This is a genomic window from Lacisediminihabitans sp. FW035, assembly GCF_054880895.1.
Genome location: NZ_CM142187.1, coordinates 2,997,190 through 3,021,278, shown reverse-complemented (window position 1 = coordinate 3,021,278; position 24,089 = coordinate 2,997,190). Strand labels below are relative to the sequence as shown.

Here is a 24,089-nt window from a genome sequence, read left to right as displayed (position 1 = left end):
CTGAGCTTCTGAGGCGAGACGGAGGACTTTCGGCCGAATGGTCGTCCCCATAGGGCTCATCTGCCCGCTAATCGCCCGGTGAGACTGCCGTCTTTCTCGCCCAGGAATCCGAGTGGAGCACCTCGGGATTCAGGAGATACCGCGGTGCTCGTTTCTCTGAGATCGCAATTATGGCATCGAGAGCGCTTCGCGCGACATCCCGCGTGAACTCCTCGGTGTGCGGCAGCGAGTGCGGGCTGAGGATCACAGAATCGAACCCGACGAGTTCATCGCTCGGATCGATAGGTTCGGGATCGAAGACATCGAGGCCGGCTCCGGCGATAGTCCGAGCACGAAGCACAGAGACGAGGGAGGCGTGATCCACGAGCGCGCCCCGACCGACATTGATGAGGAAAGCGGTGGGCTTCATCAAGCCGAGTCGACGGCCGTCGATCATGCCCCGACTCTGTTCGTTGAGTGAGGCTGTGAGCACGAGGTAGTCCGCCGCTGCCACGACGGCATCCACCTCCAAGAGCTCCACCCCAAGGCGGCTCGCCTCGGGGTGCCGTGAGCTGCGGTTACTCCCGATCACAGTGAATCCGAGGCCCTGGGCCAAGGCGGCGAGGTCGGCCCCGACGCTCCCGAATCCGATGATTCCCAGTACCTTCCCGTCGACACCATGACCCCGGAACCGCGATCGGTCCGCCCAGTTGCCGGTTCGAACGAGCCGATCCTTCGCGGGGAGATTGTGTGCCAGGGAGAGCACAAGGGTGAGGGCTGCGAGGGCCAGCGGTCGACGCACTCCGTCGGGGGTATTCGTCACCGCGATTCCCGCTCGTGTGCAGGCGTCGACGTCGATGCTGTCGACGCCGGCCCCGAAGCGCGCAATGAGGCGAAGGTCGGGGAGATCCTTCACCAGTTCCTCGCCGAAGGTGGTGTGCCCGAGCGAGAGCACCGCGTGGTATCCGCGCAGATCGTCGGCGGGAAGAGGGTCGACGTAACGGGGGAGCACCTCCCACTCGACGCCGTGTGAGGCAAGGCGGTCAAGCCCGATGTCGCCGAAGCTCGTCGAGCCGTCCGGTGAGGCGGCGTCCGCGGTGATCGCGACCCGGAAGGGCGCGTGACTCACGCGAGGGGCTCGGCGATCGCTGACCCGGAGTCGTAACCATCGATTGCGGCCACCTTGGGGGCGGATGCCGACGATGGATCGAATCGATAGTCGAGCCACTCGGATACGAGACGACGAGCAAGCTCGAATCCGATGACCCGTTCACCGAGAGCGAGTACCTGGGCGTCGTTGCTCAGAACCGCGCGCTCTACCGAATAGCTGTCGTGGGCGGTCACGGCACGCACCCCCCGCACCTTGTTCGCGGAGATGGCCATGCCGAGTCCCGTGCCGCAGATCAGCAGCGCGCGGTCCACCTCTCCCGCTGCGACCAGGCGGGCGGCGGAGACAGCCACGTGGGGGTAGTCGGTGTCGCTGCCGTCAGTGCTGTGCATACCGACGTCCTCGACCGAGGCGACTCGGCCATCCGCTTCGAGGATCGCCTTCAACCGGTCCTTGTAAACGAGTCCGGCGGAATCGGCGCCGAGTGCAATGCGGAGCGGCACGGTCACCGGGACTCTTCTCTCGATAGTGCGGAGGCGGCCTCGGCGATGCGGGAGACGATCAGTGCGAACGATGTCGCGCCCGCATCCGGATGCCCGAGGCTCTTTTCGGCAAGCGGTCGAGCGCGGCCGAGCTGTGGTCGCAACGCCGAAGTTGCGGCGGCCGCTTCCGTCGCAACGATGGCAGCCGACCTCAGGGAAGGCGGCAGTGCTGTCCCGTTCGCGACCGCCTGGGTCAGTGTCTCCACGAAGGGCAGCATCGAATCGACCATGGTCTTGTCTCCGCGGCGAGCCTTGCCCAGTGTCATGATCGCTTCGACGGCGCTCGATGCCGCCTCGGCCGCATCCGCAGCGGTGTACGTCGCGCGGTCACCGAGTCGGGTGCCTGCGGCGACAAGGGCGGCACCCCAGAGCGCTCCCGAGGTCCCCCCGGCTTTGTCCGACCAAGAATGGCCCGCCGCGGTCAGTAGCTCGGTGACACCGGCTTCGGCGATGACGGAGGCGGCAGCCGACTCGTTTGCCGCCCTGAGGCCTCGAACCATACCGGTGCCGTGATCCCCGTCACCGGCAATCGCGTCGATTCGACCGAGTTCGTCCGCGTTGTCCATCACCGTAGCGAATGCAATAGTGATGAGTTCGGCGGTGAGGCGGGCAACTCGTTGTGATTCTTCGCCCGAATCTAGGTGCGTGATCTCCGTCTCGGAGAAGATCTCGACCTCAATCCGGTCTCCGGATGCCAGAGTGCCCTTTCGGTAGGCGGGGGTGTCCGCAGCATCCGTCCAGAGTGACTCGAGTTCATCGTCCAGCCAGAACAGCGTGAGCGAAAGCCCGGCCATATCGAGGCTCGTCACCAGCTCGCCACATTCTGGCTCGACAATGGCGATGTTTTGCTCGGTCAAGAGTCGAGCGATGTGACCGTAGAGCACGAACAGTTCCTCGTATTTCACCGTGCCGAGGCCGTTCAGCACCAGAGCCACTCGAGAACCGCGATCCTCGGGCACGTCCTCAAGCAATCTCGTGACGAGAATCGAGGCGAGTTCATGTGCTGAAGGAATCGGTTGTTCGCTGATGCCCGGCTCGCCGTGGATGCCGAGGCCGATGGACATCTGCCCCTCCGGCACGGTGAACAGCGGGCCGGATTCACCGGGCAGCGTGCATCCTGCAAACGCAACCCCGAGGCTGCGAGTGCGTTCGTTCGCGGAGCGGGCGACGCGTTCGACGTCATCGATTCCGAGACCGCGTTCGGCGGCCGCACCCGCGATCTTGAAGACGACGAAATCGCCGGCTATTCCGCGTCGCTTGGATCGCTCGCTGATCGGTGCGCTTGCGATGTCGTCCGTGCAGAGCACGATGCGGGCGTCGATTCCCTCGGAGAGAAGGCGCTGCTCAGCCTCGCCGAAGTGGAGCACGTCGCCGGCGTAGTTGCCGAAGCTGAAAATGACCCCACCGCCTCGGTTGGCAGAACGTGCAACAGAGTAGGCCTGGGCTGCGGACGGGGAGGTGAAGATGTTGCCGCAGACGGCACCGGCGGCGAGACCCGCGCCGACGACCCCGGCGAAGGCCGGATAGTGTCCGGATCCGCCGCCGACCACGAGCGCGACCTGGCCCTCCGGTGTTGCAGTCGATCGCACGACCCCTCCCGGCACTCGGGCGACGTAGCGTTCGTTTGCCGCGACGAATCCGTCGAGTGCGTCGTCCGCGAATTCTGCGGGATCATCGAAGATACGGGTCATGACAGCTCTCTACTCGTAGAGGCGAGGTCGGGTGCGTGCTGGAGCCGCTGGCTGGTACCGAGCGGGTAGTCATCGGCCTCCGGAAGGATGCTGCGCAGATAACGCTGGTTCGTGGCGCTGACGCTCAACCCATCGCCGCCGTAGTGCTCGCAACACAGCACACCTTGGAATCCGACCGAGACCGCAATTTCGATGGCCTCGCGATAGCTGATGACGCCGCTCTCCAGCGTGGACGGGATGGCGACGTACCGGGAGCTCTTGCGGTCCTCATCGCGCTGATAGTTCTTCATGTGCCAATAATTGGCGTAGGGCAGCGTGCGTTCGAGCAGTTCGCGCCAGTCGTCTATGGGGCGGTGGAGGCGCAGAAGATTGCCCGTGTCTGGGTTGAGCCCGACCGAGGGGAGGTCGATCTCCTCGATGAGCCGCACCGCGGAGTCTGCAGTGCCGAGATACGTGTCTTCGTACATCTCCAGGGAGAGAAGCAGCCCCACCTCGGCAGCATGGGCACCGAGTTCGCGCATCCGTGACACGGCCTGCTTCCACACCGCTGAGTCGCCGACGGGATCGAAGTGACCAGGCGCGGTCCAGAACCAGAGCTGTTCACGCTGTTCGGGCGTGAGTTCCTGGTGCAAGCCCACCGAAACTACTTCTGCCCCGAGCGCCGCTGCAGCGTCGATGGCCCGGTGGCTATAGGCGAGGTTGTCGTCCCCGTTGCTCGAATGGATCACGCTGCGGCGGATGAGAGACACTGCTGGTGTAGCGAGACCGTTGGCGTGTGCCGCGGCACCGAACTCGAGAACCCTTGCGGGGGAGAGGTCCCCGATACGCACCCACACGTCGGTGAGGTCGACCTGGGTGAACCCGGCACGCGAGACCTGCCGGAACGATTTATCCCACACCTCGGGCGCAGCGTCCTGGGCGAGGGATCCATCCCTGGCGACCGCAGGGAATTGAAGCAGTGCGACTGCGATTGGCCAGGTTTCAGCGGTGAAAGGCACGGAGAATTCCTTCTGGGAGATCGGGAGAAGAGTGGGGAAGCTCGAGCTCCACCACGGGGTTCTCGAGTACACCTAGCCCGTCGATCTCGAGTGCTACCCGTTGTCCGGCGCGCACGAGAGCGAATGAACCCGGGCATCCGCCGAGAATGACGTCTCCCGGACCGAGGGAGAGATAACGGGTCACGTAGACGAGCTGCTCCCTCACAAGCACCGCGAGGGATGAGGTGCGCCCGCTCGCGACAGCGACACCGTCGACGGACACGCGCATCTCGAGGTCGTCGAAACCGTCGAGCTCCGTCTCGATCCACGGACCGAGGGGCGTGTATCCGTCGCCCTGCTTCACCTGGGTGAGCAGATCGTCATGAGGGATTTGTGCGATCGCGGTCACATCGTTTCCGATGGTGAAGCCGAAGACGGCGTCAAGCGCATTCCCCGGGGAGAGATTGCGGCAGTGGCGGCCGATGACAATGGCGAGTTCCGTCTCGACATGGGTGTCGCCCTGACGGGAGTCGAGCACGATCGGATCCAGTGGGCCGACCACGGTGCGTGCCGATTTGAGGAACGCCTGTGGTGGCAGGTCGGTCGGCAGCGAGTTGTGCGCCATCCCGAGAACAACGAGAGGCTGACAGGGCGCGAGAAGGGCGACGTCGGCCGGGGCGATGCTGTCGGTCGGGGTGAAGCCATCCTCGATCGAGCCCTCGAGCACTCGCCATCCTGCGCCGGCGTCGAACTCGACGAACCGCGGCCCGCCAGTGGTGGCTATTCGCGCAACGCGCATATCGAGGTCCTGTCCGTTGAAAAGTGATCGATGAAGAGGGGGTGGCGGACGCGAGAAGCCCGCGCCCACCACCCTTCCGGGCTACTTGCCCCAGACCTTCTTGAACACGTCGCGGTATCCGCTCGCCGGGTCGAAGACATCGCCGCTCGGAACGTTCTTCACCGTGATGAGACCGGGCGAGGGGACGAAGGTCGACGGTGACTTCTTGGCGAAGGCGCGATTCGTCTCATCGATCAGTTGCCATGCTTCGAGGATGAGTGGCTCTGCGACTGTCGCTGCCTGGTAGTCGACACTGCGGATGCGCTGGAACTCAGCCGGGTCACCGTCTCCGGCAGCGACCGACTTCGGTGCACCGGCCGGGTCTTTTCCAGCGGCACGGAGAGCCTGCTGGGCACCACCGAAGTAGTTGCCGTTAATGGCAAGCAAGTAGGTGAGCTTGTCACCCTCCTTCTGCAGCAGGTTGGAGATGAGTCCGGGCATCCGCGAGTTGGCGTCCGCGATGGGTGAGTCGTTGTAGCTCAGCACAGCGCAGGTCTTGCAGGCCTCGATGTAGGCCTTCATGGCGTCGGCCTTCTTGACGGCGATCGCGTACTGCCCGTCGGTGAAGATTGCGACTCCAGCCTTTCCGTCCGAGTCCGCCACCGCGTATGCCGCGGCGAGCTGGGAGACGGTGAGGGGATCGGTGCTCACGTTGGTGAAGAGTCCATTGCCCGGGCCGGTGTCGGCTCCGGCGTGCCAGCCGAGCACGGGGATGCCGGCGGCTGTCGCCTCCTTGATCGAGGACGCTGACTCCGTCGGGTCCGACCCTCCGATGATGATGGCATCCGATTTCGCGGCGATTGCCTGACTCATGGCGGCGGTGCGGCCCTGCGCGGATGCCTTGCCGTCATAGACATTCACCGTCCAGCCCATGACCTTGGCTGCTTCTTGGAGACCGGTGGCCACGGCGTTGACCCCGCCATTGGTCAGGTCGCTCCCCACGTAGGCGATCTTCGCGCCTGGCTTCTGCGCAGGAGGTCCGTCCGTCGACGGCGTGAAGCCCTTCGAGGCATCGAGGCTGCTCGCGACGAGTTCCTTGGAGAAGGCGACGATGTCACCCGAGGGGATGATCGAGGAGAAGTCCTCTGCGGCCTTGGTTGTCGCGGCGCCGGGTTTGGCGCCAGAGACGCTGCCGCTCGAACAGGCGGAGAGCCCGACGACGGTTGCGACGGCGAGGGACGCGAAGGCGATCCTGCCGATTGTGGTCTTGACCTTCATGTGTCAGTTCTCTTCTCTGTGTGGGAAGGACGCGGCGTCGTCGCCGCGCGATTCTTCGGGTGTGATCGCGTCGGAGCCGGAGGGCACTGACGCCGGAAGGCTGCCTGATGCACCTGTGCGAGGTGGCGCGCCTAACGGTCCTGGGGATTCCGAGTCTCCGCCGTCATCGGCGGGTGTTGACGGGACGATGACTGGGGCATCCGCTCGAGTGGCTCGCCGTCGACTCGCGAGCGAGGCGATGGTGATCGCCGCAACGAGAGTCAGGCCGTTGAAGAGTGGCTCGAGGAAGAACTGGCCCGGAATGAGTTGTTGAAGTCCGGAGATACCGATGGTCGCGATGACCACGCCGAGTACCGTTCCCAGCGCATTGACCCTGCCCGGTCGAATCGTGGTCGAGCCGAGGAAGGCTGCGGTGAGGGCGGGGAGTAGATATTCCGGGCCGATGTTCGCCTGCGCGACACCACCCTGCTTAGAGGCGAGTAGGACTCCTGCGACCGCCGTGAGCACTCCAGAGGCGACCATGGCGCCGACGACGTACTTGCGGCGACTGACGCCCGTGAGTTCGGCTGCACGCGGGTTGGCGCCGACGGCATAGAGATAGCGGCCAGCCGGCAAGAACTCGAGTACCACCCAGAGCAGGAGTGCGAGCACGAGAGCGATGATGAACGGGCCGGGGATCGGGCCGAGCGACCAGGTCGACAGGGCATCGAAAGCACTCGCGCGCACGCCAGCGTTGTCAGTGACCTGTCGCCCACCCGTTGTCCAGTACGTGATCGCGTAGATGACCTGACCGGTTGCGAGTGTGGCGATGAAGGCGTCCACCTGGGCGAGTTCTACCAGAAGGGCATTGAACAGGCCGATGAGGGCACCGCCGAGGAGACTCAGGAAGATGACGAGGCGATAGTCCATCCCGATCAGTTGCCACTGCAGCGCCATGACCTGCCACAGGCCGATTCCGTAGCCGATCGACAGATCGATCTTCCCCGCAACCATGGGCACCGTGACGGCGATCGCGAGAATGAGGAGCGTCGACTGGCTCGACGCGAGGAGTTGGAAATTGAGGAGGGTCGCGAAAGTATCCGGTCGAGCGATCGCAAACACGATGAACAGTACGACGGTCAGCACCACCATGCCGTAGACGGTGGTGAGTTTGCGATACCAGGGTGCCGATTTCGGTGGTTCGAGAGCAGTGGATTTCAGAGAGGTGTTCATACTCATGATGCGCTCCCTTCGAGCACGGAGGTGGCGCGATCCAGGTCGGATGCGGCCGAGATCAGGTTCGTGATGGTGAGGTCGCCACCAGAGATCTCGGCGACCACCTTGCCTCGGCCGAAGACGAGAGCCCGATGGGCGATGGCGACGACTTCTTCCATATCGGTTGACACGACCACTGCGGCGGTGCCTTCCCTGGCTGCGTCGCGCAGGAGAGCGTAGATGTCGGCCTTCGCACCGACGTCGACGCCCATCGTGGGCTCCTCGAGCACCACGGCTTTGCGCCCGACGCCAAACCAGCGGGCGAGGATCACCTTCTGCTGGTTGCCGCCGGAAAAGGTGTCGAGGGGCAATTCCGGGTCGTTGGGCCGTACGCCGAAATCGCGGATGTATTCGCGAGCCGCGGCTTTCTCGCGCCCAGGGCCGCGCAGTTGCCAGAACTTTCGTCCCCACACCGCCGGATTGAGAAAGAGGTTCTCGCGCGCGGAAAGTCCTGCCCCTACGGCTTCGCTCTCACGATTGGAGGTCGCGAATCCGACTCCCGATTGCACTGCGATGCGCGGATTCGTCGGCACGTACGCGGTCCCATCGAGCTGAATGGTGCCTCCGGCGATCCGGGCATCCCCGGCGATGGCGCGCCCAATCTGCTCGTGACCGGCTCCGCGAAGTCCGCACAGCGCCACGACCTCGCCGCGATGCACCTGCAGCGATACCGGGCCGACTTCGTTGACGCGGATGTTCTCCAGCCTCAGGCGTACCTCGCTCTGCGGCGCATCGAACGTGGGATTGACCGTGTCGTGGCCGACAATCAGGTCGACGAGTTCGGCATGACTGAGCGAGGATACGGCCCGGTCGCCCACGACTTGACCATTTCGCATGACGACGGTGCGAGTCGAGATCTGGTAGATCTCATCGAGACGGTGCGAGACATAGATCATGCCGACGCCGGAGTCGCGAAGTCGGCGGAGCACGGTGAACAGGCGTTCGACGTCCTCGGCGGGAAGTGACGCCGTCGGTTCATCAAGGACGAGGAGTTTCGGTTTCGACACCAGTCCGCGCGCGATCGCGAGCAGACTGCGCTCGGTGCGCGGCAGGTCGAAGACACGGGAATCCGGATCGATTCCGCCGCCGACCAGGTCGAGCACCTCCGCGGCGCGTTCGCGCACCGCGTGATGGTCGATGAACCCGAATTTCTTGGGATACCCGAGTACCTGGGCGATGTTCTCGGCCACCGTCATCCATTCGATGAGCCCGAGGTTCTGGTGGATGATCGAGATGCTCTTGCGGGTCTGGCCGCTGGCGAGGTCTGCGCCGGACAGCGTCATCGTGCCTGCATCGGGGCGGTAGACGCCGGCAAGCATCTTGATCACGGTCGACTTGCCCGCCCCGTTTTCCCCGAGAAGTGAGACGACCTCGCCCTGATGCACGTCGAAGCTCACGTCTTGTGCCGCGCGGGTGGCGAAGAACGATTTGTCGAGATTCCTCACTTCGAGCAGTGGGATCATGGGTGCTCCTGTGGTTGTCGGGTCGATTTTGAACAAAAGGGTATCCATCGCCCGGGGCTACCAGGGCTCTCGGATGCGTCGGCGGTGGCCGGCTAGGTTGCCACCCCGGCGAGCTGGCGGGCGAGATTTCGCAGGTCGAGGATGAGGCGGTCACGAAGCTGTGGAGTCGCGCGGTACGACAGCATGGTCGAACTCACCGCCGTAGGTTGCCGCAGGCCGGTGATCGCGACGCCGAAGCAGGTGACTCCCGAGGTGTTCTGCTGGTCATCGATGGAATAGCCCCGCACCCTGATGTCTGCGAGGTCGCTCCGCAGTTCCGCCATGGTGCGGTAGGAGTGGTTAGTGAGTCGGGGCATTTCCGTCACGAAGCTGAGCCGGGCGTTCATCTCGTTTTCGGGAAGTGCGGCAAGCATCGCTTTGCCGAGGGAGGTGACGACCGCGGGAAGCCGGTGACCGATGTCCGTGGCTAGTCGCACTGGCTGGTTTCCGTTATGGCGCGCGAGGTAGAGCACGTCCATTCCATCGAGCACGGCGATGAGTGCTGTCTCCTCGCGGAGGGTCGGCAGCATGTTCGCGAGTCTTCGGAATTCCGAGATCAGGTCGGTCGATGAGAGCACGGATTGACCGAGTTCGAGCACGCGGAAGCCGAGCACCCATCCCCGGGAGATCTGCCTCGCCATTCCGGCAGTCTGCAAGGTGGTGAGCAGGTTGGAGACCGACGACTTCGCCATCCCGGTCTCGCGGGAGATTTCGGAACTCGTGACAGGTCCCTTGTGGCGGGCCATCAGATCTAGTATTCGCACAGCACGCAGCACGGCGGGGACCGGCGCATTCTCGTCGCGCGCCTGGTTGATATCAATGAGCGCCATCAGCCCGCCATCATCCGGTTGCGGAGGGCGATCGCGGCATCCCGAGTGAGGGTGCGGATCGAGTAGAGGCTGGTGGAGGCGACGATGAAGAGCTCGGTGCCATCGACGCCGCCGAAGCACAGGTTCGCGACCTTCTCGGGTACGGGGATCTTTCCTCGTACTTCACCGTCGCTCGAGTAGACGACGATGCCGGTCTCACTCGAGGTCCAGACGTTTCCCTCGACGTCGACGCGGAAACCGTCAGAGAGTCCCTCTTCGATCACTGCGAAGACTCGGCCGTTCTTCACTCGACCGTCGACGACGTCATAGGCACGAATGTGGTGGTTTCCACCGCCGTCGGAATGGGTGGCCGCCGAGGTGTCGGAGACGTAGAGCACACTCTCATTGGGGGAGAACGCCAGACCGTTTGGCTCCTCGATGTCGGTGACGACAGCTCTGGTCTCGCCGGTGGTCGTGTCGTGGCGGAATACGAAGTGGTCACCGTATTCACGAACTCCGGGATGCCCCTCGATAGGAACGATGATGCCGTAGGGCGGGTCGGTAAACCAGATGGTGCCGTCGGACGCCACAATCACGTCGTTGGGCGAGTTCAACCTGACCCCGTTATAAGAGTCGACGATCGGCGTGACCACTCCGTTGTCGTCGCGCTCGATGCGTCGCAGACCATGCGAACACTGGATGACAGTGCCGTCGAGGTCGAGGGTGCGCCCGTTGGTGAACTCCACGTTGGTGGCATAAACCCGAAGCGATTGGTCCCGCGTGGAGTATTCGAGGATACGGTTGGCCGGAATATCGCTCCACCGCACCGATTGCGTCTCCGGAAGCCAGACGGCTCCCTCCGACCACGTCGCGCCGGTCGCACGAGAGATGAGCACTGCGTCTTCGGCGAGCAATCCGCCGAGTCCGGTCAGCTCGTGGGATCGAACGTCCATGGTCACCTCCGTTGGTAGTCACTACTACACCACCCCGCGAAAGGTTCCGCAATGGACTGTTCGAAATACCGAACACCGTCTACCAGAGTGAATAGTGAGGGGAAGTCGGGTAAAATGAGCAATAGGGTCGTCTCATGAACACTCCGCCTCTTCTCGTCGTCATGGGTGTGAGCGGTTCGGGCAAGACCACCATCGGAGAGGCACTCGCCGCCCGCCTCGGAATTCGTTTCGAAGACGCGGATGCACTGCATCCCCTGTCCAATATTGCGAAGATGGCCGCCGGGCAACCGCTCACCGACGAGGATCGGATGCCATGGCTTGCGCTGGTCGGCGCAGAACTCGCGGGCGCAGGGGAGTCGGGGCTCGTGGTGGCGTGTTCCGCGCTCAAGCGTGACTACCGGAGGGCGATTCTGGCAGTCGCGCCCGCCACACAATTCGTCTATCTCGAGGTACCGCGGAAGGTCCTCGAATACCGGATGACCCACCGCAAAGGTCACTTCATGCCGGAGTCCCTGCTTGTCTCCCAACTGGCCACTCTCGAACCGCTCGCCGCCGACGAGCCGGGCATGACCATTCCCCTCGTGCCCGAGGCGACCCCGCGCCACATCGTCGAGGCGATCATCCGTGCCCACGGAGGGACGTATGACCCCCTTCCTTCGGAGCCTCTTACGTAACCCGCACCTCCCCGGTCCCCTTACCCTGTTGTGCCCCGCGCTCGCGAGTGACACGAGCGCCCGAAATTGCGCCCACGAGCGCCACCTCTCTCGGTGGAGATGCGCGTCGATCCCGCTCGGCTCGCTCCGGCGCTGTGCCGCACCCGAAGCGGTGCCTAAGACCGGGTCCGATCCGTGTAAACTCTCAACCTGTACTTCGGCGAGGGATGCCATGCATCCGTTATCGACGCGGTGGATCGGGCACGTGGCTGCTTTCAGCCCCAAGTCTTTCCTCACGCTGATGCGTTCGAGTGGAAACCAATAGACGCGGGCACTGTGCTGAACCACAGAAGGTCCGCCAAGGAGAAAAATGTCTGAGAAGAAGGCTCATAAAGAGCTCACCAACAAGATCGCGGCCGAGTCGCGCACGACCTTCGGCAAGGGCGTCGCTCGCAAGCTCCGCGCTGCCGGCAAGGTCCCCGCGGTCGTCTACGGTCACGGCACCGACCCGCAGCACGTGAGCCTCCCGGCCCACGAGGTCGCGCTCCTGCTGCGCAAGGCGAACGCCATCCTCGACCTCCAGCTCGACGGCGGCACAAACCAGCTCGCTCTTGTCAAGGATGTCCAGAAAGACCCGCTTCGCCAGATCATCGAGCACATCGACCTGATCGTGCTTCGCAAGGGCGAGCGCGTCGAGGTCGACGTCGCCGTTCACGTCTCGGGCGAGCCCGTCTCCGGCACCACGGTCGACCTGGATGCCAAGTCGATCACGATCGAGGCCCTGGCCACCAACATCCCGCAGAACGTCGTCGTCGACGTCGAGGGACTCGAGGCCGGCACCCAGATCTTCGCGAAGGATGTCGCGCTGCCCGAGGGTTCGGTGCTCATCACCGATCCCGACGTTCTGGTCGTCGCCATCAGCATCCCGGTCGAGCAGGACCTCGGCGAGCAGCCCGAGGTCGAAGCGGCCGAGGATGCCCCGGCCGAGGAAGCTGCCGCAGAGTAGCAAACCTCCTCAACACCACGCTGCAGTAAGTAGTCCATGGACTCCACTCAGTGGCTCGTAGTCGGGCTCGGTAACCCCGGGCCCGACTACGCCAGCAATCGACACAATGTCGGCCAGATGGTCCTGGCCGATCTCGCGGACCGCGCCTCGGCTTCGTTCCGCTCGCACAAGACCAACTCGACGGTCGCCGAGGGGCGCACAGGTCTCGAGGGACCCCGGCTCGTGCTGGCCAAGCCGAACAGTTTCATGAACCTCTCCGGCGGGCCGGTCGCGGCGCTTCTCAACTTCTACAAGATCGAGCCGGCGCAGTTGATCGTCGTTCATGACGAGCTCGACATCCCGTTCGACAAGATCAAGATCAAGTTCGGTGGCGGACACGGCGGCCACAACGGCATCCGCGACATCATCTCGGCCATCGGAACCGGTGATTTCACGCGGGTGCGGGTCGGCATCGGTCGCCCGCCGGGCCGTCAGTCCGCGGCGGATTTCGTGCTGCGTGACTTCGGATCAACCGAGCGCTCCGTGCTTCCCAACCTTCTGACGGATGCCGCGGATGCCGTCGAGTCGATCGCTCGCGACGGCCTCACCGCGGCCCAGCTGCGCTTCCATACCGCCGCCGAGTAGCCGCGCTTCCCCCGCCGCACCACTCCTAGGTGCTCGGAGTCGCCGGCGCGCTCGGCGCACTCGCGCCGGTCTTCGCCTCGACGACCCTCACGGCGGTCTTGACCTCGCCGGCCGACTTCTCGACGATGAGTACGGCCGAGCCGACGGCGAAGTCTGAGGCTGCGGCCGGGGTCTTCTTCGTTCCATAGAGCGTCGCGGAATCGACCGTCACGCGGTGCTTCGCACCGGCGCGGGTGGTGATGGTCCAGATGCTTCCGTCGATGCCGTCGATGGTCCCGCGCACCATCGTGCGCCCGGCGGCGGGTCCCTTCCGCGCCCCGGCGACAGGGGGAGCGGATACCGCGGGAGCCACCTCGGCGGATGCCCCGGTCTCATACGAGGAGGCCACGGCGGTGCCGACGCCCCAGGCCGTGAGGCCCGACACCACCACCACGGCAAGAGCCGCGGCGGTGATGCCGATCGCGAGGGGATGCCGTCGCACGAACGATTCGGGGGCGCTCGCTGCGGGCTCGAATGATGCAGAGCCCGGCGCTGCCGGGGGGTGGACCGGCGGCGCGAGCGGCTGTGTGTCGGCGAAGGGGTACGGCAGGGTGTCGGCGTCCGCGGGGCCAGATTGTGCGGGGCCAGATTGTGCCGGGCCGGACTCCTCCGGGCTGGGTTCGATAGGGGAGGGCTTCTTCGAGGTGACCATGGAGTCACCCAACCAGCGCAACGTTGCAATCGGGTACGGGCCGTGTTCGGGCAACGTAAAGAGCCGCGCCGCCGCCGCTGTCACCGGCCACGCGTACACTTGCCCGAGTGATACTTTCGGGCTTGAATTCTGCGCTTTTGCGCGCCCACACGTTCGAAAACGCCGTCTCCTGGGCGTCCCGCAGCGCGGATTTCTCCCTCGTCAACGGCGTTCGTGCGCCTCTTCTCGCGAGCCTGCTCAGGGCGCGGGCCACCAAATCGAAGTCCCCGCAGGCCCTCCTCGCGATCGTCGCCACCGGGCGCGATTCCGAATCCCTGCGATCCGCCCTCGGCAGCGTGATGCCCGAGACCGAGGTCGTCGAGTTCCCCGCCTGGGAGACCCTGCCGCACGAGCGACTGAGCCCGAGTGCCGAGACCGTCGGCAAGCGCATCCAGGCCCTGCGTATCATGCAGCGCTGGCAGGAGCATCCCGAGCATGACCTCGTCATCGTCGCGAGCGTGCGCGCCGCCCTCCAGCCCCTCGCCGACAATCTCACCAGCATCGAGCCGCTCGCCCTCACTGCCGGCGGGCGCGGCTACAACCTGGCCGGCATCAGCCGCCAGCTCGTCGATCTCGCCTATTCGCGCGTAGACATGGTCACCCGCCGGGGCGAGTTCGCGGTGCGTGGCGGCATCCTCGACGTGTTCGCGCCGGTGGCCGAGCATCCGTGGCGCGTCGAGTTCTTCGGTGACGAGGTCGAGCAGATCCGGCAATTCTCGGTCGCGGACCAGCGCTCGATGGACGAGCCGATCCCCTCTGTCGAGCTTCCGCCGAGCCGGGAACTGCTGCTCAGCGAGGCCGTCAAGCAGCGCGCCCGCGAGATGCAGCACGAGTTTCCGAGCCTCAGCCAGATGCTGGCCAAGATCAGCGAGGGCATCCCGGTCGACGGCATGGAGTCGCTCGCGCCGGCCCTGGCCGACCGGCTCGTGCCGCTCACGCACTACCTGCCGACGGATGCAGCGATAGCGGTCCTCGCGCCGGAACGGGTCGCGAGTCGCGCCGTGAGTCTCGTCGAGACCAACCGCGAGTTCCTCAGCGCAGCCTGGAACGCGGCGACGGCGGGCGCCGAGGCGCCGATCGACCTCGACTCCGGCGACTTCCTCAGCATCAGTGCGCTTCGGGATGCCGCGGGCTCCCGCAACTGGTGGACCCTGAGCTCGTTCGACAGTGGAGCCGCCGAGACCGAGACCTCCGCCACCTCCGAACTCCGCGACGGCGACCACTACATCCGCATCGAGGCCACCACCGTCCCCACCTTCCAGGGGCAGGCCGACGGTGCGATCGACTACGTCGGCGACAAGCTGAAGGACGGCTGGACCGTCGCCGTCGTCGCCGCCGGGCACGGCCTTGTCGAGCGCGCAGCGGAGGCCCTTGGCGAGCACGGTTTCGCCGCGCGTATCGTCGAAGAGTTCCCGCAGGACCTCGAAACCGGCGTCGCGTACCTGCTCTGCGCATCAGTCGAGCACGGATTCGAGCTGCCAGAGATCAAATTCGCGCTGCTGAGTGAGAGCGAGTTCTACGGCCGAGCCGTCGGCTACGACACTCGCCAGGTGAAGAAGCTCGCGAGCCGACGCAAGAACGTGGTCGACCCGCTGCAGCTCAAGGCCGGTGACTTCGTCGTGCACGAGACCCACGGCATCGGCCGGTTCGCCGAGCTCGTGCAGCGCACCGTCTCTACCGGCGGACGCAACGCCGTGAAGAACAACCGCGAATACCTGCTCGTCGAATACGCGCCCTCGAAGCGCGGCTACCCCAACGACAAGCTCTACGTTCCCACCGACCAGCTCGACCTGCTCACCCGGTATGTCGGGGGAGAGGCGCCCGCGCTGAGCAAGATGGGCGGATCCGAGTGGGCGGCCCAGAAGGGACGCGCCCGCAAGGCGGTGCGCGACATCGCCGTCGAACTCGTCAAGCTCTATTCGGCTCGCATGGCGAGCCGTGGCCACGCCTTTCCGCCGGACACCCCGTGGCAGCGTGAGCTCGAGGAGGCCTTCCCGTTCGCGGAGACCCCCGACCAGCTCACCACCATCGACGAGGTGAAGGCCGACATGGAGCGGCCGATCCCGATGGATCGCCTCATCTCCGGGGACGTGGGCTACGGCAAGACCGAGGTCGCGATCCGCGCCGCCTTCAAGGCGGTGCAGGACGGCAAGCAGGTCGTCATGCTCGTGCCGACCACGCTGCTCGTCAAGCAGCACATGGAGACCTTCGCCGAGCGCTTCGCCGGCTTCCCGGTGCACCTGCGCGCGCTCAGCCGGTTCCAGACCGATAAGGAGTCGAAGGAGACGATCGAGGGCATGGCGGATGGCACGGTGGATGTCGTCATCGGTACCCACCGCCTGCTCAGCCCCAGCATCGTGCTCAAGGATCTCGGTCTCGTGATCATCGACGAGGAGCAGCGTTTCGGGGTCGAGCACAAGGACGCGCTGAAGAAGCTGAAGACCAACGTCGACATCCTCGCGATGAGCGCGACGCCCATCCCGCGCACGCTCGAGATGGCGGTGACCGGCATCCGCGAGATGTCGACACTCGCGACACCGCCGGAGGACCGGCATCCGATCCTCACCTTCGTGGGTCCGTACAACGACAAGCAGGTCGGGGCAGCGATCCGTCGGGAACTGCTGCGAGAGGGCCAGGTCTTCTTCGTACACAACCGCGTGTCCTCCATCAGCCGGGTCGCTTCCCAGCTCGCCGAGCTCGTGCCCGAAGCACGCATCGCCGTGGCCCACGGGCAGTTGCCCGAGCATGTGCTCGAGCAGGTGATGGTCGACTTCTGGGAGCGCAAGTTCGACGTACTGGTCTCCACCACGATCATCGAGACCGGGCTCGACATCGCCAACGCGAACACCCTGATCATCGACCGGGCCGACAAGTACGGCCTCAGCCAGCTTCACCAGTTGCGCGGACGGGTCGGTCGCGGCCGGGAGCGCGCGTACGCGTACTTCCTCTACGACGCCGACAAGCCGCTCGGCGAGGTCGCCCACGACCGGCTCGCCACGATCGCCGCGAACAACGAGCTCGGCGCCGGAATGCAGGTCGCGCTCAAGGACCTCGAGATCCGCGGTGCGGGCAACCTGCTCGGTGGCGAGCAGTCGGGTCACATCGCCGGAGTCGGCTTCGACCTGTACCTGCGCATGATCGGCGAGGCCGTGTCCACCTTCCGCGGCGAGGTCGCGGAGGGCCAGACCGAACTCCGCCTCGAACTGCCAGTGGATGCCCACATCCCCGAGGAATACGTGGAGAGCGAACGCCTGCGGCTCGAGGCCTACCAGAAGCTGTCGACGGCGTCCTCGCCCGCGGCGGGCGCCGATTCGATCGATCGGGTGCTCGAGGAGCTCACGGACCGCTACGGCGAACCGCCCGTGCAGGTGCTCAACCTCATCGCCGTCTCCCGGCTGCGGCGGATGGCGCAGAAGGCCGGCCTCTCCGAGGTCGTGACCGCCGGCGGCAACCTGCGCGTGGCATCCATGGAACTGCTGGACTCGATCCAGATCAGGCTGCAGCGGATGTTCCCGGGCGCCCGCTACTTCACCCAGACACACTCGGTGTCGGTTCCGCTTCCGGTGCGCCAGGGCATTCCGCTGGCCGACGCGGATCTCATCGAGTGGACCGGCCAACTGCTCGTCGCCATCTTCGGTGCCGAACTGAAGGTGGATGCCCCGCTGGTCGAGTAGCCCTGCCGGTCGAGTAGCGCCCGACGTCGGAGGCCGCGTGTCGAGACCCGACGTCTGCTGGTCGAGTAGCGCCCGACGAAGGAGGCCGCGTGTCGAGACCCCCAGACCCGCCGTCTTGAACTCACCCCGATCCGCCCGCCGCAATTATCCACAGATCACCGCACCACCCGCTGACGTCCGCCGCAAACTCGCCACACTTGCCGCATGACAGTGATACTCAAGGCAAGCGGCCCGGCCGATCTGCTCGCGATGGCGCCCCCGATGGTCGGCTTCGTGCCGCGCAACAGCATCGTGCTCGTCGCCTTCCGCGGCAAGCGCACCTGTGGCGCGATGCGGTTCGATCTCCCGGCATCCGCAGATCGAGTCGTCCACAAACGCGTCGCAACGACCATCGTCGGTATGTTCTGCAAACTACCGGCGGTGGATGCCGCGCTGGTGATCGTCTACACCGACGACGAGTTCGGCGGAGGCGACGCCGTCCCCCAGGCGGCCTTCGCGGAGGTGATCGGGCGCCGGCTGCAGCTCTCGGGCTTCGAGCTGCGCGAGTCGATCTGCCAGGCGGCGGATGGCTGGGCATCCTATTTCGATCCTGACGTGCCGATCGGCGGTCATGCGCTGGCCGAGATCGCGGAGTCGACCGTCGCCCGCGCGATCGAGGGCCAGCGCGGGCTGTTCCCCCCGCCGGCGACGATCATCGATCGCGTTCCACGAGCGGAAAAGCCGCAGCGCTCGCGAATGTCGAAGAGGCTCGGAGCCTACGATTCCCTGGCTGTCGCGCTTCGTGATCCCCGGGTCGACCCGCCCGGCGTGTTCGACGCGCTCGAAGATCTACCCGGCTTCGCCGAGGATGCGCTCGCCTGGGATGCCGGCACGCTCGACGCCGAGGGAGCGCTTCTCGTGTTCGCGCTCCAGGGGCCGCCGGTGCGGGACCTCGTGATGCTGCAGTGGGCGTTCGGTCTCGAGCTCGGCGACCGGATGTGGGAGCAGGACCTTCGGGCCGACTCTCCCGAAGAACCCGATGCCGACGCTGATGTCGACTCCGATGTCGATTCTGCCGCTGCCGAACTTCTCATGGGAATCGGTCCGCGTCCCGATCCGCGCCGCATCGAGGGCGCCATCGCGCTCCTTCTCGAGCTCACCTCGCGCACCGAGGATGCGAAGCGGCCGCCTCTGCTCTGCATGCTCGCCTGGCTCAACTGGGCCCTCGGTCACGGAACGCAGGCGGGCCTACACCTGGACGAAGCGCTGGACATCGCCCCGGACTATTCGATGGCGCAACTTCTTCAGTCGATGACCGGCACCGGCATCCTTCCCGAGTGGGCCTTCGAGCCCCCGCCCCCGTCGCCGGTCGAGTAGGTCGCTCCCGCTGGTCCAGAGTCTTCTGCCGGTCGAGTAGGTCGCTCAGCGACCGTGTCGAGACCCACCGTACAATCCCCTCATGACCGCCCCCGAACCCCGAGCCGTCGAGCACACCGACACCCTCCCGCCGAGCCCACCCTGCGAGACCTGCGGCTCTCCCCGCGAGCTCGTCATGCTCGAGCGTTTCACCGGCTGGTGGTGTCGCGAGTGCGCCGTCGCAACAGCATCGTGATGCCCACGCCGATCGTCGCCCCCACCGAATTGGTGAGGATGTCGCCCCAGCTCGCATAGCGTCCCGGCAGCAGCAGCGCCTGGCCGAGCTCGATGAACGCCGAGAGCGCCACGCACGCCATCAGTGCGATCCACCAGTGCCGTCGGCTGAACTGCGCCGCGGCCAACGCCCCCAGCGGCAGGAACAGCAGCACGTTCGCCGCGCGTTCGACGAAGCTGTAGTCCACGACCTCCGGAGCCCCGATGGAGTGCAGATACGCAAGCACTCGCCCGAGCGAATCATCGACCGGCGCATCGACGGGAGAGGGCCAGAATCCGATCACGAGGCACGCCGCGACATACGCCACGCCCACGAGGGCGAGAAGTCGTCGGGTTCGGCCTCGCAGCATGGGGGAAGCCTAGTGAAGCCGGCTTGATCGCTGTTCGAGTAGGTCGCTCTACCGCCTGTGCCGATACTCGACAGGAGGGAGGGGTGGCAGACATGGCGTCGGGATACAGACGGCAATCGTAGGTTCCAGAAGATGCCGTTGCCCGGGTGGCATCCTTCATAGGCATTCGAGCAATAATTTCCCGTCAAATCATGCAGCCGGCGGCGAAAGAGAAATCAGTCAAAGGGAGAATTGCTCGTATCGAATGGCAAGAGCTTCCCTGGAAGGATAGTTCGCCTTCTGTTTGGGGAGTTCAAGAGACAGGCCGTTCATATCCTGCAGACCGTAACGGAGCATCGGGCCATCGATTTCGTCGAGTAGCTTCGCGTCGATCGCAACCTTATAGTCGGGAGAAATGCCGAGCAGGTTTCGGTCGTAGGCGGCGTGATGAATCTTGCACAACGCCATACCGTTCGTCACGGTGGCGAACCCCTCTACGTCAGAGTCGGAGATGATGCGTGCGGCATCCAGCAGTTCGACATGCTTCAGCCTGCAGATTGCGCAAGTACCGGAATATGCACGCATGATTCGCGCTCTAAACATCGGCTGGTGCAGTCGAGCTTTTGAGATTCGATCTGCGTATCGTCGCTCGTCTCCGGTCAATTGGAAAGGGTCAGTGAAATAGCGGAAAGACTCCTCGAAGGAAATAAGGAAAATCTGCGCCTCTGTATCGTCAGCTAGAACGTAAGCGGGGTACCGGGCTACGTAGCGTCCCTCGACAACCTCCTTGAAGTAGAGGAGCGGGTCCCTCCTCTTCATTGCAAGGCGAAGCTTCGTGTTGTCACCTTCTACGTGGGTATCGCGATAGTTGTAGCGAACGAGTTCTGAGTCGGCGTCCGCTTCATCGGAGTACTTGCTCTTGAGCATGGAAACAATGCTCAAAGTGGAGGAAAACTCTTTCGGGTTCCAGATACCCTTCTGAGCATCCGCGAGCGGCAACCGTTCACCGCCGTAGGCAAAGTCCCTGAGCTCGCGGCGGGAGAAGTCGTATCGACCGGCGCCCGTCTCTTCGTCAAGCCACCGAAATGCGGCTAGTCGAATCGTTTGTTGCTCAGGTTCTGTAAACATGACGCCCGATCGAGGTAGGTGTCACGAGCCTATCGACCTGGAAGGAGGCATTTGCGCGCTCCCTCACTCACCGTCAATGTCCATGAAATCGTCGCCGGCGTCGACGAATGCCAGGGAGTAGTTGCTCTCGATTGGTCGCAAAGGTCTTCAAAGTTCTCACCTTCTGTTCGCCTTCGCCAAGGCTCTCTCGATCCCGCCCGCGCCCCTCCTCCACAACTGCAGTTTCGCGGACTTATCCACAGGAATAGCTGATCAAGAACGGTATTGTCCCTTCGAATGTCAGTGGTCGTTGCGACACTCAATACATGAACACCTCGACCGCGACCCGTCCCGACACCAGTGTCGAGGGCGTCCTGGATGCCGCATCACTCACCGATGCGGCACTGCTGGAGGCGCTCGAGCGCGGGTTCGAACTGCGGCACGCCGCCGACTCCCGACTGGTGCGGCTGGCGGCCGAGGTGACGCGGCGATCCCGGTCCAGCCTCGGGCCCGACGGCCTCGCCTCGCGTCTCGGCAGCACCAGCGCGGCCGTGCTGCTCGCCGACGTCGGTCGCATCACTGTCGCCGAGGGTCAGCGACTGTGCCGGGTCGCCGACGCGACCGCGGATCGCGTCACTCTCCTCGGCGAGCGGATGCCTCCCCCTTACCCAATCGTCGCCGACGCCGTGCGCGCCGCCATCATCCCCATCGACTCCGCCAACCACATCGTCGCGGCGCTCACCCAGGCATCGCCGCGGGCGCAGCGGGATGATCTCGTGGCCGCCGAGCTGGCACTCGTGAAGTTCGCGCTCGAGTCGCCGGCGGACATGGTGCGCGCGGTCGCCGCTCGCTGGCGCGACGCGCTCGATGTGGACGGCATCGAACAGCGGGAGGGCGACCTCGTCGAGCGGCGCTCCCTGCGCCGAAGCATCCTCGCCAACGGGATGAAGCGCTATCGGCTCGATCTCGACCCTGCGGGATCCGCCTACCTCGACGCGGCCATCGACGCGCAGGTCGGCCAAGTCATCCGTGCCCCGCGGTTTTGCGGGTCAGGCTCTGACAACTCGGACGACGATACCTCTGAGCCCGATCCGGTTCCCGACTCCCGCGCTCTCGCCCAGATCGCCGCGGATGCCGTCGTGGAGATGGCCCGACATGCCATCTCGTGTGACGATGCATCGGTGCCGCTGCCCTCGGCCACGATCGTGGTGCGCATGACCCTCGACTCGCTGCTCAACGGACACGGCGAGGCGCAGATCGACGGCATCGAGCAACCGATCTCCGCCGGCACCGCACGTCACCTCGCAGCAGACGCGCACATCATTCCCACCGTGTTGAACGGACTGGGCGAGGTGCTCGATTTCGGGACATCTCGACGACTGTTCAGCAAGGCGCAGCGCCTGGCACTCGCCGAACGGGACGGCGGATGCGCCGTGGCCGGCTGTTCGCGCCCGCCGAGCCACACCGAGGCTCATCACCTGCGCTGGTGGTCGCACGGCGGCAAGACAGACCTGGCCAACGGCATCCTGCTCTGTGTCAAGCATCACCACACGGTTCATCGCGACGGCTGGGGCATCGAGGTGATCGACAACGTGCCGTGGTTCACGCCGCCGTCATCGGTGGATGTCTATCGTCGACCACGTCGAGGCGGGCGTCCACCGGTGCCGATCGTGCGGCGGCAGTGATCGTGCGGTGGCAGTGGCAGTGGGAGTGCAGCGGCAGCGATGTTGCAGCCGCAGTGATGGTGCGGTGGCAGTGACGCAGCAGCAGCAGCAGCAGCAGCGAGTGCGTGCGACAGGTCCGCGATCAACGAAGGCGCTACGGCGATGCCGACACCCGAGTTCACCCCCAGCTCTGTTTCTGCGGAGCGCCAGTGCTCACCGCGACGTGCATCCGCTCGCCCTGCTTGCTGAAAAGGGTCAGATACTCCACCCGACCCTGGTCAGCACTGCCGAACCAGTGCGGCACCCGGGTGTCGAACTCCGCCACCTCGCCGGGTACCAGCGTGAGATCGTGAGGGCCGAGCACGAGCCGCAGCTTTCCGCTCAGCACATAGAGCCACTCATAGCCCTCGTGCACGCCCGGACTGGGATGCCGCACCTCTTTCGACGCCGCGATCACCTGCTTGAAGGCGGCGATCGCCGACGGCTCGCGGCTGAGGGGAAAGGTGGTGACACCCAAGCGGTGCGATCCGCGGGTCCGTACTCGGGGATCGGCGACCGGATGCGGAGTCACGAGGTCATCGAGAGTGAGCTGGTGAGCGCGGGCGATCGGCAACAGCAGCTCGAGGGTCGCTTTGCGCTGGCCGGATTCGAGGCGGGACAGTGTGCTCATCGAGATGCCCGTGGTGGCAGCCAGTTCCGCGAGGGTGAGACCCCTCTCGGTGCGCAGGGTGCGGAGGCGCGGGCCAACCTCATCGAGGATTGCGGAATCGGACATCCTTCAAGTATCACCCGCATTGCCGGAACAGCAACTTGGTTTGCTTCTCCGGCACTCCGCGCCGGATGCTCGAGGGATGACGAATCCAGAACCCCAGAACGCAGCGACCCCGAACCCCAACCACACCAGCGGTACCGCCGCCACCAGTGCCCCCGACTTCGACTCGATCGTGATCGGCGGTGGAGCCGCCGGGCTGGCGGCCTCGATGGTGCTGGCGCGCGCTCGCCGCCGGGTGCTGCTCATCGACGCCGGTGCCCAGAACAACCTACGCACCACCCACGCTGGCGGGGTGTTCCTGCATGATGGGGAAGCCCCCGCGGCTCTCTACGCGCGGGCGCTCGAACAGTTGGGCCGCTACCCGACCTTCGAACGGCGGCAGGCGACGGTGGCCTCGACGGAGATCATCGATGGCGGCTTCCGGGTCATCAGCCAAGCGGAGGGTGCGCAAGCGGAGGGGCTCACCGCGAAGACGATTGTTCTCGCCCAGGGGGTGCAGTTCTCGCCGTCGACGATTCCCGGTGCCGATGCGCTGTGGGGCACGAGCGTGGTCAATTGCCCGTTCTGCGACGGCTACGAGTCCCGCGACCTGCGTGTCCTCGTCGCCGGAACGAGCGACTACCTCGCGCATATGTCTGCGATGCTGCCCGCGTGGGTCGACGACCTCAGCTACGCGGAGGACACCGAGATCGCGCGGATGATGCACGCGGGCGACGGACTCGCGGTCACTTTCACCGACGGCCGTAGTGAACTCTTCGGTCGTGCCTTCGTGCAGCAGGAGTGGGCCCAGCGCACTGAACTCGCCGATGCGCTCGGCTGCGCGCGCCGCGACGACGGACTCCTCGAACTCGAGGGCTTCGGCCAGACCAGCGTCGCTGGAGTCTTCGCGGCGGGCGACCAGAGCGCCAACGCGATGCAGGTCAACCTCGCGGTGGGCTCCGGTCACGCCGCCGGCACCGGAGCGGTGTTCGCGCTCGTGGTGGGACCCGCGACGCCGTAGCAACGCGCCCCCGTCACTGCGGAAGGCGCA

The 24,089-nt window shown here is 65.2% G+C and carries 21 protein-coding genes; 7 read left to right on the top strand and 14 right to left on the bottom strand.

What is annotated here, in order from left to right:
* Positions 1–67 precede the first annotated feature (67 nt).
* The 10 genes from ACVXZ4_RS14485 to ACVXZ4_RS14440 form a co-directional block, all read right to left on the bottom strand.
* Complete coding sequence (locus tag ACVXZ4_RS14485) at positions 68–1,108, bottom strand: 2-hydroxyacid dehydrogenase (protein ID WP_461795522.1); 1,041 nt, start codon at positions 1,106–1,108, stop codon at positions 68–70.
* Entirely contained in the window at positions 1,105–1,596 is a 492-nt protein-coding gene (locus tag ACVXZ4_RS14480; RefSeq protein ID WP_461795521.1) for a ribose-5-phosphate isomerase, read from the bottom strand. The genes ACVXZ4_RS14485 and ACVXZ4_RS14480 overlap by 4 nt, the downstream gene beginning before the upstream one ends.
* Complete coding sequence (locus ACVXZ4_RS14475; RefSeq protein WP_461795520.1) at positions 1,593–3,320, bottom strand: dihydroxyacetone kinase family protein; 1,728 nt, start codon at positions 3,318–3,320, stop codon at positions 1,593–1,595. The genes ACVXZ4_RS14480 and ACVXZ4_RS14475 overlap by 4 nt, the downstream gene beginning before the upstream one ends.
* Positions 3,317–4,318, bottom strand: coding sequence for a sugar phosphate isomerase/epimerase family protein (locus ACVXZ4_RS14470; RefSeq protein WP_461795519.1), 1,002 nt, complete (start codon positions 4,316–4,318; stop codon positions 3,317–3,319). Before ACVXZ4_RS14470 ends, ACVXZ4_RS14475 begins: the two co-directional genes overlap by 4 nt.
* Positions 4,302–5,096 (bottom strand): fumarylacetoacetate hydrolase family protein, encoded by a 795-nt coding sequence (locus ACVXZ4_RS14465; protein WP_461795518.1) that lies wholly within the window; start codon positions 5,094–5,096, stop codon positions 4,302–4,304. The genes ACVXZ4_RS14470 and ACVXZ4_RS14465 overlap by 17 nt, the downstream gene beginning before the upstream one ends.
* A gap of 81 nt (positions 5,097–5,177) precedes the next feature.
* On the bottom strand, positions 5,178–6,353 hold the full coding sequence (locus ACVXZ4_RS14460; RefSeq protein WP_461795517.1) for a substrate-binding domain-containing protein: 1,176 nt from the start codon (positions 6,351–6,353) through the stop codon (positions 5,178–5,180).
* A gap of 3 nt (positions 6,354–6,356) precedes the next feature.
* Positions 6,357–7,571: an ABC transporter permease gene (locus tag ACVXZ4_RS14455; protein WP_461795516.1), complete on the bottom strand. Its 1,215-nt coding sequence runs from the start codon at positions 7,569–7,571 to the stop codon at positions 6,357–6,359.
* Positions 7,568–9,070 carry a sugar ABC transporter ATP-binding protein gene (locus tag ACVXZ4_RS14450; protein ID WP_461795515.1) on the bottom strand — a complete coding sequence of 501 codons (1,503 nt, stop codon included), beginning with the start codon at positions 9,068–9,070 and terminating at the stop codon, positions 7,568–7,570. The genes ACVXZ4_RS14455 and ACVXZ4_RS14450 overlap by 4 nt, the downstream gene beginning before the upstream one ends.
* A 92-nt stretch (positions 9,071–9,162) precedes the next feature.
* Complete coding sequence (locus ACVXZ4_RS14445; protein WP_461795514.1) at positions 9,163–9,939, bottom strand: IclR family transcriptional regulator; 777 nt, start codon at positions 9,937–9,939, stop codon at positions 9,163–9,165.
* Entirely contained in the window at positions 9,939–10,871 is a 933-nt protein-coding gene (locus ACVXZ4_RS14440) for an SMP-30/gluconolactonase/LRE family protein (protein ID WP_461795513.1), read from the bottom strand. The genes ACVXZ4_RS14445 and ACVXZ4_RS14440 overlap by 1 nt, the downstream gene beginning before the upstream one ends.
* A gap of 134 nt (positions 10,872–11,005) precedes the next feature.
* Here ACVXZ4_RS14440 and ACVXZ4_RS14435 point away from each other — a divergent pair, with 134 nt between their 5' ends.
* The 3 genes from ACVXZ4_RS14435 (at position 11,006) to pth (ending at position 13,154) form a co-directional block, all read left to right on the top strand.
* Complete coding sequence (locus ACVXZ4_RS14435; protein WP_461795512.1) at positions 11,006–11,545, top strand: gluconokinase; 540 nt, start codon at positions 11,006–11,008, stop codon at positions 11,543–11,545.
* 349 nt (positions 11,546–11,894) lie between these two features.
* Positions 11,895–12,530, top strand: coding sequence for a 50S ribosomal protein L25/general stress protein Ctc (locus ACVXZ4_RS14430; protein WP_461795511.1), 636 nt, complete (start codon positions 11,895–11,897; stop codon positions 12,528–12,530).
* Positions 12,531–12,566: 36 nt separating this feature from the next.
* Positions 12,567–13,154: an aminoacyl-tRNA hydrolase gene (gene pth / locus ACVXZ4_RS14425; RefSeq protein ID WP_461795510.1), complete on the top strand. Its 588-nt coding sequence runs from the start codon at positions 12,567–12,569 to the stop codon at positions 13,152–13,154.
* A 25-nt stretch (positions 13,155–13,179) separates the two neighbouring features.
* On the opposite strand, the gene ACVXZ4_RS14420 is transcribed toward pth, so the two are convergent.
* Positions 13,180–13,845 carry a hypothetical protein gene (locus tag ACVXZ4_RS14420; protein WP_461795509.1) on the bottom strand — a complete coding sequence of 222 codons (666 nt, stop codon included), beginning with the start codon at positions 13,843–13,845 and terminating at the stop codon, positions 13,180–13,182.
* A gap of 107 nt (positions 13,846–13,952) precedes the next feature.
* Between ACVXZ4_RS14420 and mfd the strand changes: the two genes are divergently transcribed.
* Positions 13,953–17,558: a transcription-repair coupling factor gene (mfd, locus tag ACVXZ4_RS14415; protein WP_461795508.1), complete on the top strand. Its 3,606-nt coding sequence runs from the start codon at positions 13,953–13,955 to the stop codon at positions 17,556–17,558.
* A gap of 204 nt (positions 17,559–17,762) precedes the next feature.
* Positions 17,763–18,914 (top strand): DUF4192 domain-containing protein, encoded by a 1,152-nt coding sequence (locus ACVXZ4_RS14410; protein ID WP_461795507.1) that lies wholly within the window; start codon positions 17,763–17,765, stop codon positions 18,912–18,914.
* Positions 18,915–19,102: 188 nt separating this feature from the next.
* Here ACVXZ4_RS14410 and ACVXZ4_RS14405 read toward each other — a convergent pair whose 3' ends face one another.
* A complete protein-coding gene (locus ACVXZ4_RS14405) occupies positions 19,103–19,537 on the bottom strand; it encodes a VanZ family protein (RefSeq protein ID WP_461795506.1) in 435 nt (144 codons plus the stop codon).
* Between the two features lie 219 nt (positions 19,538–19,756).
* A complete protein-coding gene (locus ACVXZ4_RS14400; protein ID WP_461795505.1) occupies positions 19,757–20,644 on the bottom strand; it encodes an HNH endonuclease in 888 nt (295 codons plus the stop codon).
* 305 nt (positions 20,645–20,949) lie between these two features.
* Here ACVXZ4_RS14400 and ACVXZ4_RS14395 point away from each other — a divergent pair, with 305 nt between their 5' ends.
* On the top strand, positions 20,950–22,308 hold the full coding sequence (locus ACVXZ4_RS14395; protein ID WP_461795504.1) for an HNH endonuclease signature motif containing protein: 1,359 nt from the start codon (positions 20,950–20,952) through the stop codon (positions 22,306–22,308).
* Between the two features lie 157 nt (positions 22,309–22,465).
* Here the strand turns inward: ACVXZ4_RS14395 and ACVXZ4_RS14390 are convergent, their stop codons facing one another.
* Positions 22,466–23,062, bottom strand: a complete 597-nt coding sequence (locus ACVXZ4_RS14390) for a helix-turn-helix domain-containing protein (protein WP_461795503.1) — start codon at positions 23,060–23,062, stop codon at positions 22,466–22,468.
* Positions 23,063–23,138: 76 nt separating this feature from the next.
* On the opposite strand from ACVXZ4_RS14390, the gene ACVXZ4_RS14385 reads away from it, so the two are divergent.
* A complete protein-coding gene (locus ACVXZ4_RS14385) occupies positions 23,139–24,059 on the top strand; it encodes an NAD(P)/FAD-dependent oxidoreductase (protein ID WP_461795502.1) in 921 nt (306 codons plus the stop codon).
* Positions 24,060–24,089: the final 30 nt, after the last annotated feature.

Bases quoted from the DNA above. Each gene is read 5' to 3' on its own strand.
- ACVXZ4_RS14435 (WP_461795512.1), top strand. From the start codon at position 11,006: ATGAACACTCCGCCTCTTCTCGTCGTCATGGGTGTGAGCGGTTCGGGC.
- ACVXZ4_RS14390 (WP_461795503.1), bottom strand. From the start codon at position 23,062: ATGTCCGATTCCGCAATCCTCGATGAGGTTGGCCCGCGCCTCCGCACC.
- ACVXZ4_RS14475 (WP_461795520.1), bottom strand. From the start codon at position 3,320: ATGACCCGTATCTTCGATGATCCCGCAGAATTCGCGGACGACGCACTC.
- ACVXZ4_RS14385 (WP_461795502.1), top strand. From the start codon at position 23,139: ATGACGAATCCAGAACCCCAGAACGCAGCGACCCCGAACCCCAACCAC.
- ACVXZ4_RS14460 (WP_461795517.1), bottom strand. From the start codon at position 6,353: ATGAAGGTCAAGACCACAATCGGCAGGATCGCCTTCGCGTCCCTCGCC.
- ACVXZ4_RS14405 (WP_461795506.1), bottom strand. From the start codon at position 19,537: ATGCTGCGAGGCCGAACCCGACGACTTCTCGCCCTCGTGGGCGTGGCG.
- ACVXZ4_RS14440 (WP_461795513.1), bottom strand. From the start codon at position 10,871: ATGGACGTTCGATCCCACGAGCTGACCGGACTCGGCGGATTGCTCGCC.
- ACVXZ4_RS14445 (WP_461795514.1), bottom strand. From the start codon at position 9,939: ATGGCGCTCATTGATATCAACCAGGCGCGCGACGAGAATGCGCCGGTC.
- ACVXZ4_RS14420 (WP_461795509.1), bottom strand. From the start codon at position 13,845: ATGGTCACCTCGAAGAAGCCCTCCCCTATCGAACCCAGCCCGGAGGAG.
- ACVXZ4_RS14410 (WP_461795507.1), top strand. From the start codon at position 17,763: ATGACAGTGATACTCAAGGCAAGCGGCCCGGCCGATCTGCTCGCGATG.
- ACVXZ4_RS14430 (WP_461795511.1), top strand. From the start codon at position 11,895: ATGTCTGAGAAGAAGGCTCATAAAGAGCTCACCAACAAGATCGCGGCC.
- ACVXZ4_RS14395 (WP_461795504.1), top strand. From the start codon at position 20,950: ATGAACACCTCGACCGCGACCCGTCCCGACACCAGTGTCGAGGGCGTC.
- ACVXZ4_RS14400 (WP_461795505.1), bottom strand. From the start codon at position 20,644: ATGTTTACAGAACCTGAGCAACAAACGATTCGACTAGCCGCATTTCGG.
- ACVXZ4_RS14465 (WP_461795518.1), bottom strand. From the start codon at position 5,096: ATGCGCGTTGCGCGAATAGCCACCACTGGCGGGCCGCGGTTCGTCGAG.
- pth (WP_461795510.1), top strand. From the start codon at position 12,567: ATGGACTCCACTCAGTGGCTCGTAGTCGGGCTCGGTAACCCCGGGCCC.
- ACVXZ4_RS14455 (WP_461795516.1), bottom strand. From the start codon at position 7,571: ATGAGTATGAACACCTCTCTGAAATCCACTGCTCTCGAACCACCGAAA.
- ACVXZ4_RS14450 (WP_461795515.1), bottom strand. From the start codon at position 9,070: ATGATCCCACTGCTCGAAGTGAGGAATCTCGACAAATCGTTCTTCGCC.